This is a genomic window from Streptomyces winkii, from assembly GCF_032248595.1.
In the GTDB taxonomy this organism is placed as follows: Bacteria; Actinomycetota; Actinomycetes; order Streptomycetales; family Streptomycetaceae; genus Streptomyces; species Streptomyces winkii.
The window spans coordinates 1-19009 of record NZ_JASTTH010000005.1 but is presented as its reverse complement, the minus strand read 5'-3'; the positions used below and the strand labels follow the sequence as shown (position 1 = coordinate 19009).

15 protein-coding genes are annotated in these 19009 nt (G+C 71.7%); 11 read left to right on the top strand and 4 right to left on the bottom strand.

The genetic code is table 11. The annotated features are described in order from the left end of the window. The first annotated feature begins 102 nt into the window (after nucleotides 1-102). Nucleotides 103-3891 carry a glycosyltransferase family 2 protein gene (locus QQM67_RS15855; protein WP_314174526.1) on the top strand — a complete coding sequence of 1263 codons (3789 nt, stop codon included), beginning with the start codon at nucleotides 103-105 and terminating at the stop codon, nucleotides 3889-3891. Then, on the top strand, nucleotides 3888-5540 hold the full coding sequence (locus QQM67_RS15850; RefSeq protein WP_314174525.1) for a DUF5719 family protein: 1653 nt from the start codon (nucleotides 3888-3890) through the stop codon (nucleotides 5538-5540). Before QQM67_RS15855 ends, QQM67_RS15850 begins: the two co-directional genes overlap by 4 nt. Before the next feature lie 13 nt (nucleotides 5541-5553). Here QQM67_RS15850 and QQM67_RS15845 read toward each other — a convergent pair whose 3' ends face one another. The 3 genes from QQM67_RS15845 to QQM67_RS15835 all read right to left on the bottom strand — a co-directional run bounded on the left by QQM67_RS15845 (nucleotide 5554) and on the right by QQM67_RS15835 (nucleotide 7200). Further along, on the bottom strand, nucleotides 5554-6081 hold the full coding sequence (locus tag QQM67_RS15845) for an SRPBCC family protein (RefSeq protein WP_314174524.1): 528 nt from the start codon (nucleotides 6079-6081) through the stop codon (nucleotides 5554-5556). Between the two features lie 41 nt (nucleotides 6082-6122). After that, nucleotides 6123-6449, bottom strand: coding sequence for an ArsR/SmtB family transcription factor (locus QQM67_RS15840; protein WP_314174523.1), 327 nt, complete (start codon nucleotides 6447-6449; stop codon nucleotides 6123-6125). A 259-nt stretch (nucleotides 6450-6708) separates the two neighbouring features. After that, nucleotides 6709-7200, bottom strand: coding sequence for a metallopeptidase family protein (locus tag QQM67_RS15835; RefSeq protein WP_314174522.1), 492 nt, complete (start codon nucleotides 7198-7200; stop codon nucleotides 6709-6711). Nucleotides 7201-7518: 318 nt separating this feature from the next. Here QQM67_RS15835 and QQM67_RS15830 point away from each other — a divergent pair, with 318 nt between their 5' ends. The 8 genes from QQM67_RS15830 (at nucleotide 7519) to QQM67_RS15795 (ending at nucleotide 16395) form a co-directional block, all read left to right on the top strand. Beyond that, the gene (locus tag QQM67_RS15830; protein ID WP_314174521.1) at nucleotides 7519-7917 is read left to right on the top strand and encodes a DUF3499 domain-containing protein; all 399 of its coding nucleotides are present in this window, start codon (nucleotides 7519-7521) and stop codon (nucleotides 7915-7917) included. A 248-nt stretch (nucleotides 7918-8165) separates the two neighbouring features. Beyond that, nucleotides 8166-9527 carry a phosphomannomutase/phosphoglucomutase gene (locus tag QQM67_RS15825; RefSeq protein ID WP_314174520.1) on the top strand — a complete coding sequence of 454 codons (1362 nt, stop codon included), beginning with the start codon at nucleotides 8166-8168 and terminating at the stop codon, nucleotides 9525-9527. Nucleotides 9528-9692: 165 nt separating this feature from the next. Beyond that, entirely contained in the window at nucleotides 9693-9902 is a 210-nt protein-coding gene (locus tag QQM67_RS15820) for a Trm112 family protein (RefSeq protein ID WP_314174519.1), read from the top strand. A gap of 102 nt (nucleotides 9903-10004) precedes the next feature. Then, complete coding sequence (locus QQM67_RS15815) at nucleotides 10005-11357, top strand: SIS domain-containing protein (protein WP_314174518.1); 1353 nt, start codon at nucleotides 10005-10007, stop codon at nucleotides 11355-11357. A gap of 81 nt (nucleotides 11358-11438) precedes the next feature. Then, nucleotides 11439-12698, top strand: a complete 1260-nt coding sequence (manA, locus tag QQM67_RS15810; protein ID WP_314174517.1) for a mannose-6-phosphate isomerase, class I — start codon at nucleotides 11439-11441, stop codon at nucleotides 12696-12698. A gap of 106 nt (nucleotides 12699-12804) precedes the next feature. Next, entirely contained in the window at nucleotides 12805-13761 is a 957-nt protein-coding gene (locus QQM67_RS15805) for a cation diffusion facilitator family transporter (RefSeq protein WP_314174516.1), read from the top strand. A 438-nt stretch (nucleotides 13762-14199) separates the two neighbouring features. Continuing rightward, nucleotides 14200-15657, top strand: a complete 1458-nt coding sequence (ahcY, locus tag QQM67_RS15800; RefSeq protein ID WP_314174515.1) for an adenosylhomocysteinase — start codon at nucleotides 14200-14202, stop codon at nucleotides 15655-15657. A gap of 123 nt (nucleotides 15658-15780) precedes the next feature. Further along, the gene (locus QQM67_RS15795; protein ID WP_314174514.1) at nucleotides 15781-16395 is read left to right on the top strand and encodes a hypothetical protein; all 615 of its coding nucleotides are present in this window, start codon (nucleotides 15781-15783) and stop codon (nucleotides 16393-16395) included. Between the two features lie 28 nt (nucleotides 16396-16423). On the opposite strand, the gene QQM67_RS15790 is transcribed toward QQM67_RS15795, so the two are convergent. Continuing rightward, nucleotides 16424-17437, bottom strand: a complete 1014-nt coding sequence (locus QQM67_RS15790) for an RDD family protein (protein ID WP_314174513.1) — start codon at nucleotides 17435-17437, stop codon at nucleotides 16424-16426. A 79-nt stretch (nucleotides 17438-17516) separates the two neighbouring features. Between QQM67_RS15790 and QQM67_RS15785 the strand changes: the two genes are divergently transcribed. After that, nucleotides 17517-18524, top strand: coding sequence for a stage II sporulation protein M (locus tag QQM67_RS15785; protein WP_314174512.1), 1008 nt, complete (start codon nucleotides 17517-17519; stop codon nucleotides 18522-18524). The last annotated feature ends 485 nt before the right edge of the window (nucleotides 18525-19009 follow it).

Sequence of the window (19009 nt, the reverse complement as noted above, 5' to 3'; positions counted from 1 at the left end):
CGTCCTTGGTGCGCGACCCTCCGCGGGGTGGTGCGCCTATGAGTCCGTCGCAGCGTGTTGGGGGGACCAGCCCCCGCACCCCCGGGAGGGGCCCGCACCTCGATGTCCGTGCAGAGCCAAACGGCAGCCCAGTACGAGGCGGCCACACCTGAGTTCCCCCGGCACGTCGTCACCGCCGTGCTGGTGTCTCACGACGGCGCGAGGTGGTTGCCCGAGGCGCTCTCGGGCCTGCTCTCCCAGGAACGTCCCGTCCAGGACGTCATCGCCGCCGACACCGGCAGCGCCGACGAGTCGGCCCAGCTGCTCACGGAGTCGCTCGGCCCCGACCGCGTACTGCACATGGCGCGCCGCACCGGGTTCGGCGCCGCCGTCGAGGAGGCCGAACGCACGGCGCGCGTGCCGACGCCGGACGACCTTCCGTATCTGAAGCGCCCCAGCGGCTGGGACCCGGTCACGCGCACCTGGCGCGACGACGCGTACGACATGCCGGAGCTGCCGCACGGCGAACCCGTCCACTGGCTGTGGCTGCTGCACGACGACTGCGCGCCCGAACCGGACGCGCTGTCACGGCTGTTGAGGATCGTCGACGCCGACCCGTCCGCGACTGTCGTCGGGCCCAAACTGCGCAGCTGGTACGACCGGAGGCAGCTGCTGGAGGCCGGGGTCACGATCGCGAACAGCGGCCGCCGCTGGACCGGGGTCGAGCGGCGCGAGCAGGACCAGGGGCAGCACGACCAGGTGCAGACGGTGCTGTCGGTCTCGACCGCCGGGATGCTCATCCGGCGCGACGTCTTCGAGCAACTCGGCGGCTTCGACCGGCGGTTGCCGCTGATGCGGGACGATGTGGACCTGTGCTGGCGTGCGCACTCCGCCGGGCACAACGTGCTGATCGTCCCCGACGCGGTGGTGCGGCACGCCGAGGCCGCCTCCCGCGAGCGGCGGCCCGTCGACTGCGTCGGCCGGGGAGCGCGCGGCGGCGCCAGCCCGCACCGCGTCGACAAGGCCGGGGCGGTCTACACGCTGCTGGCCAACGTGCCCGCGTCGAAGCTCGTCTGGGTGATGCTGCGTCTCGTACTCGGGACACTGCTGCGCACCCTCGCCTATCTCGTGGGGAAGGTGCCGGGGCGCGCGGTCGACGAGGTGCGCGGCCTGACGGGGACGCTGCTGCGGCCCGGACGGATTCTCGGCGCGCGCCGCAGGCGCGGCAAACCCGCCGTGCCCTACAGCGAGTTGAGGCCGCTCTTCCCGCCGCCCGGTGCGACCGTACGCGCCACCGCCGAGCAGGTCGCGAGCAACTTCGGCGGGCGCGCGGAGCCGGACATGTCCTCGGGGGGCCGGCACGGCGCCGTGGAGTCCGGGCCCGGCGAGGAGGACGCGGACTTTCTGGAGGTCGAGCAGTTCGCGCGGCTGAAACAGATCGCCCGCAGGCCCGGCCCGGTGCTCTTCGTGGTGCTGCTCCTGGTCTCCCTGATCGCCTGCCGTGAGCTGGTGGGCAGCGGGGCACTGGCCGGCGGTGCGCTGCTGCCGGCGCCCGCGGACGTGTCGGACCTGTGGGGCCGTTACGTCGACGGCTGGCACCCCGTCGGCATCGGCGGCACGCAGACGGCGCCGCCCTATCTCGCGATCGTCGCCATGGTCGCGACCGTCCTCTTCGGCAGCACCGGCTTCGCGATCACGCTGCTGCTGGTCTGCTCGGTGCCGCTGGCGGGCTTCACCGCGTACTTCACCTCGCGGCCGCTCGTGGAGTCCCGGCTGCTGCGCGCCTGGGGGAGCGTCGCGTACGCCTTCCTGCCCGCGGCGACGGGCGCCCTCGCGGGCGGACGCATCGGCACGGCAGTGCTGGCGATCACGCTTCCGCTGCTGGCGCGGGCGGCGATCGCCGTGAGCGGGCTGCGCGGCAGGCCGGGGTGGCGTGCCGTGTGGGGTTACGCGCTGCTGCTGACCCTCACGACCGCGTTCACGCCGCTGGTGTGGCTGATCGCGCTGACGCTGGCCGCCGTGCTGCTCGTACTGCGCAGGCTGGACCTGGCGGGCGGCCCCGGCGTCGACCTCGACGAGCCGCTGCGCGGGACGGCCGTGCGCAACGGCATCGCCCTCGTGACGCCGATGGTGCTGCTCGCCCCGTGGTCGCTGTCGCTGCTGATGAGCCCCTCGGGCCTGTTCCGCGAGGCGGGACTGCCGTACGGGGCGGGGTCCGGCGACGCGCTCGGACTGCTGACCCTGACCCCGGGCGGGCCCGGCGCCGCCGGCGGTCTGCTGCTCGTCGGCGTCGTGCTCGCGGCGCTGGCCGCGCTGCTGCGCGGCGAACGGCAGTCGGCGATCCGCGCCGCATGGGTCGTGGCGCTCGTGGGGCTGCTGTACGCGGGGCTGGCCAACAGCGTCGCCTGGGCCGGTCCGGCCACTCTCGTCTACGGGCTCGCTCTGCTGTGTGCCGCCGTCATGGGAGCCGAGGGAGCCAAGGAGCGGGTCGCGGAGCAGAGCTTCGGCTGGAAGCAGCCGGCGGCCGCGATCGTGGCCGCGGCGGCGGTCGCGGCTCCGCTGGTCGCCGCCGTCGGCTGGATGGTCGGCGGCGCCGACGGGCCGCTCTCGCGGCGCGACCCCGTACAGGTGCCGGCGTTCGTCGCGGAGGAGGGCACCACCAGCGACCAGGCGCGCACCCTGGTGCTCTCGGGCCAGGCGGACGACGCCTCACGGGCGCCGGCGAACGTCTCGTACTCGATCGTGCGCGGCTCCGGGGCCAGGCTCGGCGACGGCGATCTGTCGGCCGCGGGCGGCGACGACGCCCGGCTGGGGAAGGTCGTCGCCAACCTCGTCGCAGGATCCGGCGCCGACCAGACGAAGCAGCTCGGCGGCTACGCGGTGCGCTACGTGCTCGTACGGGACGGCGCTCCCCGCCAGATGAGCCGCGTGCTGGACGCGACGCCCGGGCTGACACGGCTCAGTCAGGAGGACGGCAGCGCGCTGTGGCGCGTGGACCGTCAGGTCTCCCGGGTCAGCGTGGTGCCCGGCGGCGCGGGCGGCTCCGGCGGCGCGGCGGGGAACGAGGCCGACCCCGTCCCCGTACCGGCCGGCCCGCTGGAGGTTCACACGGATCTGCGTCCGGGCGAGGCGGGGCGCACCCTGCGCATCGCGGACGCGGCCGATCCCGGCTGGCAGGCGACGCTCGACGGCAAGCCGCTGGAGCCGGCCACCGTCGACGGCTGGGCACAGGGCTTCAAGCTTCCGGCGGGCGGCGGCCGGCTCGACGTCACGCACGAGACGAGCCCGGCGCACACCGGCTGGCTGTGGTTGCAGGGCTTCCTGGCCCTCGTGGTGGTCGTGCTGGCGCTTCCCGGCCGGAACCGTCACGTGGACGACGACCTTCCGGAGGCTGCCTCCGCGGCCGTGCCCGCCCAGGGCGTGCAGGGCGGCGGTCGCCGTGCGCGCAGGCTGGCCGCGGCGGAGGCCGCGCGGGCCGCGGAGCGCGGCGAGTCCGAGGGCGCCGGTGCGGGCGTGCACGTGCCCGAGCCGCCGGTGCGGGCTCCCGACGTCCCGGAGGCCCCCGGCGTGCCCGCGCAGGAGCCGTACGGAGCGGGCTTCGACGCGGCGGCGCCGTACGGCGGGCAGGGCCAGGCGTACGAACAGCCCTACGGTGAGCGGCAGTTCGAGCCCTCGTCGTACGACTCGCGGTACGGAGCCCCCGGATACGACACGTCGTACGAGCCGTCGTCCTACGACACGTCGTCGTTCGAGCCCCGGCAGCGGTCCTACGGCGACCAGCAGCCCTACGACGAGGGATACGGGCAGCAGTACGACGACCGCTACCAGGGACAGCAGTACGACGCATACGAAGGCCAGGCCGACCCGTACGGCTACGACCCGCGGTACGGCAACAGGAGCGATCAGCAGTGAACCGCACGAGCATGACCCTCATCGGCGCGGTCACGGCACTCGCGGCCGTGACCGGAGTCGCGGCGCTCGCGGCACCGGGCGCCGAGGAGTCCGGCGCCGCGGCGGGGCGCAAGCCCGTCGAGCGCTCGACGCTTGTCTGCCCGCAGCCCAGCGTCTCCGACGTGGCCGAGACCCGGTACACGGCCTTCGCTCCCAAGGGCGGCCAGGGCAAGGGCGGCGCCGAGCTGTACCCGGCGGAGAAGGCGGACACCGGCGGCTCGGAGACCGGCGGCGGCAAGGGCGGCGACAAGGGCAAGGGCGGCAAGGGCAAAGGCAAGGGCGACGAGAAGGGCAAGGGCGGCAAGGGCAAAGGCAAGGGCGACGAGAAGGACAAGGACAAGAGCAAGGACAAGGACAAGGGCGGAAGCAAGGAGAAGGCCGGGAACAAGGAGAAGCCCCGGCCCAAGCCGTTCGCCCCGCTGCGTACGCCCGGCAAGCCCGTGACGGCCAAGTCGGGTGCCACCGAGTCCTCCGCCCTCTTCGGCTCCGCGGACGGCATGCTCGCCCCCGGCTGGACGGTCCAGCAGACGACGAACGTCGCGGTCGGCGCCGGGCGCGGAATGCAGGGGACGGCGTGCGGCGTGCCCGACACCGACTTCTGGTTCCCGGGCGCGAGCACGGCCAAGGAGCGCCAGGACTACGTCCACCTCACCAACCCCGACGACTCCAGCGCGGTCGTCGACGTGAACATGTACGGCAAGGACGGCCGGGTCGACTCCGAGGCGGGCGAGGGCATCACCGTCCCGCCCCGCTCGACCGTGCCGGTGCTCCTCTCCACGCTCACACAGGAGCCGGTGACCAACGTCGGCGTCCATGTCGTGGCCCGCGCCGGGCGCGTGGGCGCGCAGGTGCAGGCGATCGACGAGAAGCTCGGCGGCGACTGGGTTTCCTCGGTGGCGGACCCGTCGCCGAGCGCGGTTCTTCCCGGAATTCCGGGCGACGCCTCGGCCGTACGGCTGGTCGTGCTCGCGGTGGGGGAGAACGACGCGGATCTGAAGGTCCGCCTGGCGAGCCCGTCGGGCCAGATCGCGCCGGCCGGTCACGAGACGATGCACGTGCGCGGCGGCATGACCTCCGCCGTCGATCTGAAGGACCTCACCAAGGGGCAGGCGGGGTCGCTCGTCCTCACGCCGTCCGAGGGCGGCGGCGACGCGACACCCGTCGTGGCGGCGCTGCGCGTGACACGGGGCAAGGGCTCGAACCAGGAGACGGCCTTCATCCCCGCGACCGCGCCGATCACCGACCGCGCCACCGCCGCGGACAACCGCGAGAAGGGTTCCGCCCTCTCGCTCACCGCGACCGGCAAGTCCGTGAAGGTGCGCGTGACGGCGTCGGCGGGCAGCGAGGGCGGCGAGCCGGTCAGCCGGACGTACTCGGTCAAGGGCAAGACGACCAAGTCCCTTGTCCCGCCTGTGCCGAAGGGCGTGAAGGGCAGCTACGCGGTGACGGTCGAACGCCTCTCGGGCGGTCAGGTGTACGCCTCGCGGATGCTGGAGGAGAAGAAGGGCAAGCTGCCCGCCTTCACCGTGCAGACGATGCCGGACGACCGGGGCAAGGTGCTGGTGCCCCGCTCGGGGCAGGACCTGTCGGTGCTGACGGGCGGGGGATGATCGGCCGCCCGGCTCAGATCTCGTCGTCGGGCACTCCCGGGACCGGGGCCCCCTTCGGCATCCCGGCGGCGACGTACTCGTCGTAGAGGGGACGCCAGGCGTCGGCCGACTCGCTGTGCGGGCCCTCGGCGGACGCACCGGAGACGTGCTTGCCCAGCTCCGCCAGGCACACCGTCCAGCCGGCGGCGTTGCGCGCGGCGGTGTTCCGCGCTTCCAGCACGTTGATCAGCGTGAGGGTGCAGCTGCCGTCGTCGACCGGGTCGATCTCGAAGCGGAGTTCGTCGCCGCCCCAGGCGAACGCGAGGCGCCGCGGGGGCTCGTATACGAGGACGGTGCCCGTCGACTCCTCCAGATTCGGGTCGCCGGCGAACTCGATCTTGCCGCCCGCGTGGGAGTCCATGCGTACGGTGCTGGGGAACCAGTGCGCCAGTTCGCCGGGTTCGGTGACGGCGGTCCAGAGCCTCTCGGCGGGGTGCGGGTAGGTGCGCTGGAATCGCACCGCCGGGCGGCCTTCGTACTCGAAGTAGGTTCCACGGTCCATGAGTTGCTCTCCTGCTCTGGTTCGGTTCTCTGGTGCTCCGGCTAGGGATCGCCGCTCCCGGCTTCGCTCCGGTCCAGGTGGCGGCCGAGCGCGTCGAGGCGCTCGTTCCACAGCTGCCGGAACGGGGCCAGCCACTCGTCGAGTTCGGCCATCTGCTCAAGGTTGATCGAATAGATGCGCCGCTGAGCGTGCGTACGGACCTTCACCAGGCCCGCCTCGCGCAGGACGCGCAGATGCTTGGACGTCGTCGGCTGCGTGAACCCGAGTTCGTCGACGAGTTCGCCCACCGCGCACGCACGCAGCCGCAGCACGTCGAGCATCGCCCGCCGATGGGGATCCGCCAGCGCCGTCCACGTGGTATCCGACACGGAACCCAATATGCCTCCTCACGTATATACGTGTCAAGGAATACAAGCGGGGCTGATTCGAGCCCGTGAAAGAAGCAGAGAGTGATCGAGTGCTGACAGTGCGCGGGCGGGCGTACGGGCCGCGTCCGCCCGCAACCGGGAGCTCGGTCCCAATCGGCCGCACGCCCCGAGTGACCGCACGCGCCCGACTGATCGCACGCGCCCGACTGTCCGTACATCCCCAACTGGCCGTGCCCCGCCCGGAGTCTGGGCCGCCCGCCTAATCCTGCCCGTACCGCGGATCCACCGACTCCGGTGACAGGCCGAGCAGTTCGGCCACCTGCTCCACGACGACCTCGTGCACGAGCAGCGCCCGTTCGTCGCGGTTGCGCGTGCGGATCTCGACGGGGCGGCGGTAGACGACGATCCGGTCGGGCCGCCCGCCCTTCGACTCCGCGACGCGTCCCAGCGGTACGGCCTCGGCCTGCTCGTCGGACTCGCCCTCGTCGCTGCGCGGTACCTCCTGCACCGCGAACTCCACCGCGGTCAGCTGCGGCCAGCGCCGCTCCAGCCTGGTGACCGAATCGCGCACCAGATCGTCGAAGGCTTCCGAACGGCTGACGGCGAGGGGCACTTGGGGCGGCGCGACCGGTCCGCGCATGCCGCGCCCGTGACGGTCGCGGCGGCGCGGCCCGTCGTCTGAGTGGCCGGAGTGGCCGGAGCCGGACCCGTCGTCCGGGTCCGGTTCACGAGGCGGTACGGGGCTGTTCATCGTGACGAGCCTAGCGGCCGGACGTGCCCTAACCGTGGTCACCGGGACATTCACAGCCGTGTCACAGGGTGACCGGTCTCGTGGCCTTTCGGGTCGCTTCCTGTGTCTATTGCGACCGTTGATCTCACGACGATCGGCCACCTTCGGAACGACTCCCGACCGGTTGACGTGTGATCCCCGACTCTCCCTGCCCGCAAGGGCGTCGGCGTCTCGGCTTTCCCGCAGATCAGGTGTTTCCGGCCAACCAGGACGACACGACGGAGTGACGTCAAGGAGAGTCGTCGCAGGCCGCTCAAGAGTGCGGTACGGTCCATCGTCGTGAGCCCTGTACGTCGCTGTTCGCGAACCGCCTGCGGCCGTCCCGCCGTCGCGACGCTGACGTACGTCTACGCGGACTCCACCGCGGTCCTCGGGCCACTCGCCACATACGCCGAACCGCACTGCTACGACCTGTGTTCGGAGCATTCCGAGCGCCTGACGGCCCCCCGCGGCTGGGAGGTCGTGCGCCTCGCCGTCGACGCCGGTCCGGCCCGCCCGAGCGGCGACGACCTCGAAGCACTCGCCAACGCCGTGCGGGAGGCGGCCCGTACGCCGCGACGCGACCCTTCCGCGGCGGCACCCTCCGACGCCGTCGGCGGCCCGGACGGGCGCGACTCCGATCCGATGGAGGTCGCGCGCCGCGGTCATCTGCGGGTGCTGAGGTCGCCGGAGCCGTAACCGGCGTGCGGTCGCCGCGTTTTCCGGCGCCGGATCCCGGCCGGATCCCCAAACCCGCGCCGTGCTCCCGGCTTTGGGCAGCTCCTCCGTCTCCTCCTTCGTGCGTCCTCCCTCCTGCTTCCCTGCTTCGACAGGACGAATCGGACGGGTCCTGCCGACGCGGAAACCGCCTTCTCGGCGGGTAGATTTGGGCACTCAGTGAGCCGTTGAGAACCGAGTAACCCGAGGACCCAGGAGAGGGCTGGCCCGTGGCTGATCTGTCGGAGATCGTGAAGGCGTACGACGTGCGGGGCGTCGTGCCGGACCAGTTGGACGAGTCGCTGGCCGAGTTGTTCGGGGCCGCCTTCGTACGAGTCACGGACGCGTCCGCGATCGTCGTCGGGCACGACATGCGGCCCTCGTCGCCGGGCCTCTCGCGGGCCTTCGGGCGCGGCGCCGCCGGACAGGGCGCGGACGTCACCGGGATCGGCCTGTGCTCGACCGACCAGCTCTACTTCGCCAGCGGCCAACTCGACGTGCCGGGCGCGATGTTCACCGCGAGCCACAACCCCGCGCGCTACAACGGGATCAAGATGTGCCGCGCCGGCGCACTGCCGGTCGGGCAGGACACCGGGCTGGCCGAGATCCGCGAACTCGTCGAGGACTGGGCCGAGTCGGGCCCGCCGCGCCAAGAGGGCGCCCGCGAGGGGACGATCGGCGAGCGCGACGTCCTCTCCGACTACGCGATGCACCTGCGCACGCTCGTCGACCTCACCGCGATCCGTCCGCTCTCGGTCGTCGTGGACGCGGGCAACGGCATGGGCGGGCACACCGTTCCGACCGTCTTCGAGGGCCTGCCGCTCCAACTGGACGCCATGTACTTCGAACTGGACGGCACCTTCCCCAACCACGAGGCCAACCCGCTGGATCCGAAGAACATCGTGGACCTCCAGCGGCGCGTGCGCGAGACGGGCGCGGACATCGGCCTGGCCTTCGACGGCGACGCCGACCGCTGCTTCGTCGTCGACGAACGGGGCGCGCCCGTCCCGCCGTCCGCGATCACCGCGCTCGTCGCGTCGCGCGAACTCGCCAAGTCGCCCGGCTCGACGGTCATCCACAACCTGATCACGTCGTGGTCGGTGCCCGAGGTCGTACGGGAGAAGGGCGGCACGCCGGTACGCACGCGGGTCGGGCACTCCTTCATCAAGGCCGAAATGGCCCGCACCGGCGCGATCTTCGGCGGTGAGCACTCCGCGCACTACTACTTCCGCGACTTCTGGAACGCCGACACCGGCATGCTCGCCGCCCTCCACGTACTCGCCGCCCTCGGCGGCCAGCAGGGCCCGCTGTCCGAACTCGTCGCGGAGTACGACCGCTACGCCGCCTCCGGTGAGATCAACAGCAGGGTCGACGACCAGACCGGCCGCGCGGCCGCGGTCAAGGCCGCCTACGCGGACCGCAAGGACGTCGAGATCGACGAGCTGGACGGGCTGACGGTCACGGCCGCCGACTGGTGGTTCAACCTGCGGGCCTCCAACACCGAACCGCTGCTGCGGCTGAACGTCGAGGCGCGGGACGAGGCGACGGCGGACGCGGTACGGGACGAGGTCCTCGCGATCGTCCGGGGATAGCACGCGGGGGAGTACCAGGTGCACGCCCCGAACGCCCGGACCGGCCACGGGCCGCCAGCCTCGGTGGCGGGGCCCCCGGCCAGGGCCCGACGGCCGGGGGCGTCCTCCGCGCCCCCGGCGGTACGCTGGCCCGCAGCCGCGCCCGCCTTCCGAAAGGGACGACCCATGCCGCTCGAAGCCGGTCTTCTGGAGATCCTCGCCTGCCCGGCGTGCCATTCGCCGCTCCGCGAGGAGGCCCGGAAGGCCGAGAAGGCCGAGGAGGCCGAGAAGGCCGAAGAGCTGGTCTGCACGGGAGGCACGGAGTGCGGTCTCGTCTACCCGGTGCGTGACGGGATTCCGGTTCTCCTCGTGGACGAGGCGCGGCGTCCCGGCTGACCGGCGGCGCGCCGGCCGCCCGTCCCCGTGATCCAGCCCTTCTCTCACACCACGCAGCCGCGGGCACCTCGTCGTACAGCAGCCGATCGGAGGCTCCGGAAGATGCTCGACGAGTCACTCCTCGACTCTCCAGAGGCCCTTGCCCGCGCGGACACCGACGCTCTGCTGCGCGGCACCGCCGAGGCGGGCGCCCACGTGCGTACGGCGGTGCGGCAGGCCGGTGAGACGGGGCTGGCCGGGCTGCGTCCCGACGGCAGGCCCCGCGCGGTGTTCGTCGCCGGACCCGGACCCGTGCCGGGATGTGTGGCGGACCTGATCCAGGCGCTCGGCAACGACACGATCCCCGTCACGCTGCTGCGGCCCTCGGGCCCGCTGGCGGCGCCCGGAGCCCTGCGCTGGGCACTGCCCGGCTGGGCCGGTTCGCTCGATCTGCTGCTGGTGACCACACCGGACGGGACCGAGGCCGGGCTCACCATGCTGATCGAGCAGGCGTACCGCCGCGGCTGCACCGTCGTGACTCTCTGCCCGGCCGACGTGCCCGTGGCGGAGCTGACGGGGGAGACGCACGGACTGGCGGTGCCGCTGGTCACGTCGGCGCTCGGGGCGTGGGGAGGCGCGGGTCCACCGGGCGGAACCGCAACCGGAATCCCGGGCCGGACCGGGAACGGGACCGGGATCGGCACGGGCAACGGCAACGGGGCCGGGACGGGAAACGGCAGCGGGAACGGCAACGGGGCCGGGACCGGAATGGACAACGGCACGGACCACGCCCGGGCACCCGAGGGCCCGCCCCCCGTACCGCATCCGCAACCCGTCGAGCCGCGCATGGCGACGGCCGCACCCGGCCTGCTCTGGCCGCTCCTGACGCCGCTCCTCGTGCTCTGCGACCGCCTCGGCCTGTTCCCCGCCGGGGAGCCGGCACTGGCGTCGCTGGCCGACCGCCTCGACAGCGTCGCGGAGCGCTGCGGCCCGGCGGTCGCCACATACAGCAGCCCGGCCAAGTCGCTCGCGACCGAACTCGCGGGCACCGTCCCGCTGTTGTGGAGCGAGGGCGCCCTCGCGCGCGCCGTCGCCCGGCACAGCGCGGCCGTGCTCGCCTCGCTCCCGGGCCTGCCCGCGCTGGCCGCCGGGCTTCCGGAGGCGATGGCGTCGCACGGCGCGCTGCTGTCCGGGACGCTCGCGGCGGCCTCCGATCCGGACGACTTCTTCCGCGACCGCGTCGACGAGCCGGAGCCGCTGCACGCACGGATCGTCCTGCTGCGGGACCAGCCGCCGGGCGCGCAGTCCGCCGTCGTCGCCGCACGCGGTCTGGCGTACGCGCACGACGTGCCCCTCAGCGAACTCGAACCCGCCGAGGGCAGCAGCCCCCTCGAAGCCGCCGCCGAACTGATCGCCACCGTGGACTTCGCCGCCGTCTACCTCGCGCTGGCCGACGGCGGCGCATCATCCCGGTGACCGCCGCAGTCCCCGCAAGCCCGCAGCCCCACAAGCCAGCAGTCCCCGCAAGCCCGCAAGAAGGAAGCGAAGCGCCACCGCATGGACCGCCTCACCAACACCGTCAGGCCCTACGCATGGGGCTCCACCTCCGCGATCCCGGAGTTCCTGGGTACGCCGCCCACGGGCGAGCCCCAGGCAGAGCTGTGGATGGGCGCGCACCCGGGGGCTCCCTCGACCGTCGCCCGTGGCGCGGACGGCGGCGAGCGGCCGCTGACGGACGTCATCGCGGCCGATCCGGAAGGGGAGTTGGGACCGGAGACCGTACGAGCCTTCGGGCCGCGCCTCCCGTTCCTGCTCAAGCTGCTCGCGGCGGCGTCGCCGCTGTCGCTCCAGGTGCACCCGGACCTCGGGCAGGCGCGCGAGGGCTTCGCGGACGAGGAGGCGCGCGGCGTCCCCTCCAACGCACCCGAGCGCAACTACAAGGACGCCAACCACAAGCCCGAACTGATCTGCGCGCTCACGGAGTTCGACGGCCTGTGCGGGTTCCGGCGGGCCAGGGACGCGGCCGATCTGCTGGCCGGGCTTGAGGTCGACGCCCTCAAGCCGTACGTCGACATCCTGCGGGCCAGCCCCGAGAGCGAGGCGCTGCGCGAGGTGCTGACCGCGGTGCTCACCGCCGACCGCGAGGAGATCGCGGGCACGGTCGCGGAGGCGGCACGGGCGGCGGCCCGGCTGTCGGGCGGCCGCGCCGGCTCAGCCGGGGATGCCGGTGCGGATACCGCCTCCGGTTCCGACGCCCGCGCGAGCGCGTACGCCGTCTGCGCCTCGCTCGCCGAGCACTACCCCGGCGACCCGGGCGTCATCGCCGCCATGCTGCTCAACCACGTACGCCTGCACCCCGGCGAGGCCCTCTACCTCGGCGCGGGCGTCCCCCACGCGTATCTCAACGGCCTCGGCGTGGAGATCATGGCCAACTCCGACAACGTGCTGCGCTGCGGGCTGACTCCGAAGCACGTCGACGTGCCGGAGCTGCTGCGCATCGTCCGCTTCGAGCCCGGAGAACCGGCCGTACTGCGCCCGGAGCCCGGCCCGGGCGGCGAGGAGCGCTACGACGTTCCCATCGACGAGTTCCGCCTCTCCCGCCATGTGATCGGCCCCGGCTCGGCGGCGGGCCCCCTCGGCGCCCGTACGCCGCAGATCCTGCTGTGCACCGCCGGTCACGTGGTGCTGCGGAGCGTAGCCGACGGGGGCGAGTCCGAACTCACCCTGGAACGCGGGCAGTCCGCGTATGCGAGGGCGGGCGAGCGGGTCGACGTGACCGGTGAAGGTACGCTCTTCCGGGCGACAGTGGCCGTCTGAGGCGGGCCCCGCCCGCGCGAGACCGGTCGCGCGAAGCACCACCGACCCGACCACCGACGACAGCGCGGGATCACGCGTATCACCGAGAGAGGGACGACCGACTCGTATGAGTGCATCAGGCGGTTCGAAGGCGATCATCGCCGCGCTGGGCGCGAACTTGGCCATCGCAGCGGGCAAGTTCGTGGCCTTCGTCTTCAGCGGCTCGTCCTCCATGCTCGCGGAGAGCGTGCACTCGGTCGCGGACTCGGGGAACCAGGCGCTCCTGCTGGTCGGCGCCAAGAAGGCCAAGAAGGACGCGAGCGACGAGCACCCCTTCGGGTACGGCCGTGAGCGCTACATCTACGGATTCCTCGTCTCCATCGTCCTGTTCACCATCGGCGGCGTCTTCGCCCTCTACGAGGGCTACGAGAAGATCAAGCACCCGCACGAGATCAAGGACTGGTACTGGCCGGTGGGCGTGCTGCTCTTCGCCATCGTCGCCGAGAGCTTCTCCTTCCGTACGGCGATAAAGGAGTCGAACGAGGTCCGCGGCTCGCTGAGTTGGGGACAGTTCGTGCGCCGCGCCAAGGCGCCCGAGCTGCCCATCGTCCTCCTTGAGGACCTCGGCGCCCTGGTCGGCCTCATCCTCGCGCTCTTCGGCGTGGGCGCCGCCCTCGCGACGGGCGACGGCGTCTGGGACGGCATCGGCACGCTGTGCATCGGGGCGCTGCTGGTGGTGATCGCGATAGTGCTGGCAGCGGAGACCAAGTCGCTGCTGCTGGGCGAGTCCGCCGACCCGGTCGAGCGGGAGAAGATCCGTACGGCTCTCGTCGACGGCGAGACCGTGACGGGAATCATCCACATGCGGACGCTGCATCTCGGCCCCGACGAGCTGCTGGTCGCCGCGAAGGTGGCCGTGCAGCACGACGACACCGCGGGGGAGGTCGCGCGCGCGATCGACGCGGCGGAGGGCCGCATCCGGGAGTCGGTGCCGAGCGCCCGCGTGATCTACCTCGAGCCCGACATCTTCCGGCCCGCGGAGTCGGCGCCGTCGGGGCCCGCCGAGTCGGCCCCGTCGAGCTGAACGCCCGGATCGCCCCGGTTCGCCCCGGACCCGCGCCGTTGAACTCCCGTATGACCAAGGGGAATGCATCGTTTCGCGCCCTTTGTCAAATTATGCGGTGAGGTGTGAGAGGGCCCAGTGTTGGGCATCGGCACAACTGCGCGCACTGTGCGGCCGAAAACCGATCAGGTCCGCCCTTGCTCGCACCGTGGGCAATCCGTTCGACTGGACGAGCGGTGTAAATTCGTAGTGCACAGACGTCGCTGCTGATGGCAGATCGGCCGGCCCGCCCCGCGGGCCACCGAGGGAGAGAGGGCCTCCGACGGACTGGGCTGCGAGCAAGGGATCAGTGTGCCCTGTGTGCTGTGGTACGTACGCAGTGCAGGCACCGCACACGGAGCCCCGCGCCGCAGCACGGACCTGTCAGCCATGACCTCGACATCGAGGAGAGCAGCTCGTATGACGACGACCTCCACCGACCGGGACTTCAAGGTCGCGGACCTTTCCCTTGCGTCCTTCGGTCGCAAGGAGATCAGCCTGGCCGAGCACGAGATGCCCGGCCTGATGGCGATCCGCAGGGAGTACGCCGCTGACAAACCTCTCTCCGGGGCCCGCGTCACCGGGTCCCTCCACATGACCGTGCAGACGGCCGTCCTGATTGAGACCCTGACCGCCTTGGGCGCAGAGGTCCGCTGGGCGTCCTGCAACATCTTCTCCACCCAGGACCACGCCGCCGCGGCCGTCGCGGTGGGCCCTGACGGCACCCCCGAAGACCCGCGGGGAATCCCGGTGTTCGCCTGGAAGGGCGAGACGCTGGAGGAGTACTGGTGGTGCACGGAGCAGGCCCTCACCTGGCCGGGCGCCGACACCGGCGGCCCGAACATGATCCTCGACGACGGCGGTGACGCCACGCTCCTCGTGCACAAGGGCGTCGAGTACGAGAAGGCCGGCGCCGCCCCGTCCGTCGACACCGCGGAGAACGACGAACACCGCGTGATCCTGGAGCTGCTGAACCGCACGCTGCGGGAGAGCCCGCAGAAGTGGACCCGGCTCGCGTCCGAGATCCGCGGCGTGACGGAAGAGACCACCACAGGTGTGCACCGCCTGTACGAGATGCAGCAGGACGGCTCGCTCCTCTTCCCCGCGATCAACGTCAACGACTCCGTCACGAAGTCGAAGTTCGACAACAAGTACGGCTGCCGGCACTCGCTGATCGACGGCATCAACCGCGCCACGGACGTCCTGATCGGCGGCAAGACCGCCGTGGTCTTCGGCTACGGCGACGTCGGCAAGGGCTGCGCGGACTCGCTGCGCGGTCAGGGCGCCCGCGTCCTGATCACCGAGATCGACCCGATCTGCGCGCTCCAGGCCGCGATGGACGGCTACCAGGTGGTGACCCTCGAAGACGTCGTCGAGACGGCGGACATCTTCATCACCACCACGGGCAACAAGGACATCATCATGGCGTCCGACATGGCCCGGATGAAGCACCAGGCGATCGTCGGCAACATCGGCCACTTCGACAACGAGATCGACATGGCCGGCCTCGCCGAGATCGAGGGCATCGTCAGGGACGAGCTCAAGCCGCAGGTGCACACCTGGACCTTCGCCGACGGCAAGGTGATCATCGTCCTGTCCGAGGGCCGTCTGCTCAACCTGGGCAACGCGACCGGACACCCGTCGTTCGTGATGTCCAACAGCTTCGCCAACCAGACGATCGCCCAGATCGAGCTGTTCACGAAGACCGACGAGTACCCGACCGGCGTCTACGTGCTGCCCAAGCACCTCGACGAGAAGGTCGCTCGGCTGCACCTGGACGCGCTCGGAGCGAAGCTCACCGTGCTCCGCAAGGACCAGGCCGACTACATCGGTGTCCCCGTCGAGGGCCCGTACAAGCCGGACCACTACCGCTACTGACAGGCGGCCGCCCGCCGCGACTCCCGCCGGGAGCCCGTGGGCACCCCTGAGCGAGACCGAGGCCCCTGCCCCCGCGGCGGGGGCTTTCGGTCTGCCCGGTCACCCCGCACGTAGAGTCCACGCATGCCACGCGGCCGGTATTCGCTTCACGATCCGCACGATCACACCCCCCTCGGAGACGAACACTTCCACTGCGCCGAAGGCCCCTCCGGCTGGCGCTACTTCTCGCAGATCACCACTCCTTCCGGGGACCATGCCGGCTCCGTCGACCTGGCCATCGACGAACTCGGCCGCCCCGTCCGGCTCGAACTCCACGCCGGCGGCTGGCAGGTGCGCGGCGCCGCCCTGGACGGAGTCACCTGGGTCCGTACCGACCCGGCAGGCGAACACGCTCAGGAGGGCAACGCCGCCGCCCATTCCTTCACCGGCGGATCCCCCGCGTTCCTCATCGCGACGGCCCGGCTGCTGCGGCCGGCTCCCGGCGAGCCGCCCACCCGCGTCCGCCTCGTCGCCCTGACACCCCCCGTGCTCGCTCCCCGTACGCTCGACCAGTCCTGGACGCTGACGGGTACTGAAACACACGCCACTGACAACGGCTCCCTGCTCGTCGGGAACTACCAGGTCGGCGAGGTCGACACCGGTGAACAGCACACCGTCCACATCGCCGGCGACGTCGTGCTCGCGGCGCCCGGCATCGAGCTGGAGGAGCTGGAGTCGCCGCCGTCCGGCTTCGGTTGAGCCGCCGCCGCATGCCGCGCGGGCACGGTCACGTCGGCGGTACGAACCCGGTGCTGCGAGGGGCCTCGCCCGCGTTCTCCGTGGCGGCCGCGCCCGCGGACGGGCCCGCGTTCTGCCCTGCGTACGGTCCCACGTGCCGCTGCCCCGCGTGCGCGCCGGAGACAGGCGCCCACGGGTGCCCGTCGGACTCCGGGGCCGCCCCCACCGCCGGAGCCGCCGCGGTCACCGGGGCCGTCGGCGGGCCGTCGAGCCCAGCCGCAAGCGGCCACGTCCCGGGAGCGGACATCGTCGGCTGAGCCCCGAAGGTCCGCTGCGCCTCCCTGGCCTGCCGTTCCACGACCACTCCCGCCAGATACGCCGCCGCGGGCACGCCGTACGGCGCCGGAACGCCCGTGCACGACACGAGATCCGCGGCGAGCTGCTCCGCCAGCGACCGGCTCACGGCCTCGTCCAGCTGCCCTGCGCGCATCAGATACTGGCGTACGGCCAGCCACAGACCCCCCGGCACCCGCGACAGATCCAGCTCCCCGAAGCTCCCGGCCAGCCACGCCGGAGGAGGAGGCGCGGGAGCCCCGCTCGCATCGGGCACGCGCTCCCGTACGACCAGAGTCCCGGCGAACACATCGCCAAGCCGTCGCCCGCGTGCCGAGACAAGCGAGGCGGCGCAGGCCACGACCCCGAAGAAGACCTGGATCTCGATGACCCCGATCGCCCCGCGCACCAGTGCGTGCCGGAACCGGATCGGCCCCCCGTCCTCCCTCAGCACCCGCAGACCGCACATCAGCTTGCCCACGGACTTGCCCCGGCTCAGCGTCTCCACCGCGACCGGAACGCCCACCAGCACAAGCAGAAACAGGGCCACCTGCACCGCCGCCAGCGCCGCGTCGTCCAGCGAGGCGACGGCGGTCAGCAGCGCCAGCGAGACCGCCAGATAGACGACCCAGGAGAGCACCAGGTCGATGAAGACCGCCAGCGCCCGGGTCGGCAGCCGCGCGGGCCGGAGACCGAGTACGACGGCATCTCCCGTTACGAGCTCGCTCACCGTGCCTCCGCTCACAGCCGTCCGTCCCCTCCTTCGCACAGTCTGCCGTCCAGACCGAGCCGTCTGCCAAGCTCTCACCATGGATCTGGATGTCTTCGTCTCCGCACACAGGGCGGAGTGGGACCGGCTGGACGAACTGCTGCGCCGCCGGCGCCGCCTCTCCGGCCACGAGGCCGACGAACTCGTCACGCTCTACCAGCGTGCGTCCACACACCTCTCCCAGGTTCAGTCGAGCGCCCCCGACCCGGCGCTCGCAGGCAGCCTGACCTCCCTCGTGGCACGTGCGCGCAGCGCGGTGACCGGCCCCAGGAAGGCTTCATGGCGCGACGCCGCGCACTTCTTCGCCGCCGGATTTCCGGCCGCCGTGTACCGCAGCCGCCACTGGTGGGTACCGGCCGCCCTGCTGTCCGTCGTGGTCGCCGCCGTCATCGGCTGGTGGATCGGCACACACCCCGAGGTGCGCTCGGCGATCGCCGCACCGGATGAACTGCGCGCCATGACGAAGCCGGGCGGCCAGTACGAGTCGTACTACTCCAGCCACCCGGCCACGTCCTTCGCGGCCCAGGTGTGGACGAACAACGCCCAAGCCGCCGCCGTCTGCCTCGCGTTCGGGGCGCTGCTCGGCATCCCCGTTCTGTGGGTCCTCTTCCAGAACATGCTCAACCTCGGCATCGGGATCGGCCTGATGGAGTCCGCGGGCCGGCTCGACACCTTCCTCGGGCTGATCCTTCCGCACGGCATCCTCGAACTCACCGCGGTCTTCGTGGCCGCGGGTACAGGGCTCCGCCTGGGCTGGACGGTCGTCGATCCCGGGCCCCGAAGCCGCCGGGTCGCGCTCGCCGCCGAGGGACGCGCGGCGATCGGCATGGCCATAGGACTGGCCGCCGTCCTGTTCGTCTCGGGCGTCATCGAGGGCTTCGTGACGCCCTCCGGACTCCCCACATGGACACGCGTCACCATCGGCGTCGTGAGCGAACTCCTGTTCCTGGCCTACGTGTACGTTCTGGGAGGCCGCGCCGCACGAGCCGGAGAGACGGGCGACGTCGCGGCCGAGGACAGGCCGACGACAGTGCCGACAGCCGCCTGATGTGCATCGGAGCCCCGCGACCTGTTACTGTTCCCGTCGCCGCGCAGCCAGTTGGACGGCTGTCGCGGTGAAGGAGCCGACAAGCCACCGGAGTTCACTGAGCCCGGTGGAGTAGTAGCAGTCGGTATCCGTTACGCTTTCTTACGCGGCTTCCGAATTCGGAATTGCGCTGAGAAGCACCCTCGATTCACTGCCGGATCGCTTCTGGTAGGGTCGGGGTTTACCGAGAGGGATGTGCCCGGAGTGGCCCTGGGATATGGGTTGTGATGGAAGCGTTCGTTCTTTGAGAACTCAACAGTGTGCCAAAAGTCAACGCCAGATATGTTGATACCCCGTGCCTCCGGGATGTTGTTTGTCTTGGGGGTGGGGATTTCTTTGATTTGCTTGGATTCGGTGCGTGCGGGGTGATTCCTCTCGTGTGTGCCGGCTCTTGGTGATGTTTTTTGGAGCATTCACGGAGAGTTTGATCCTGGCTCAGGACGAAC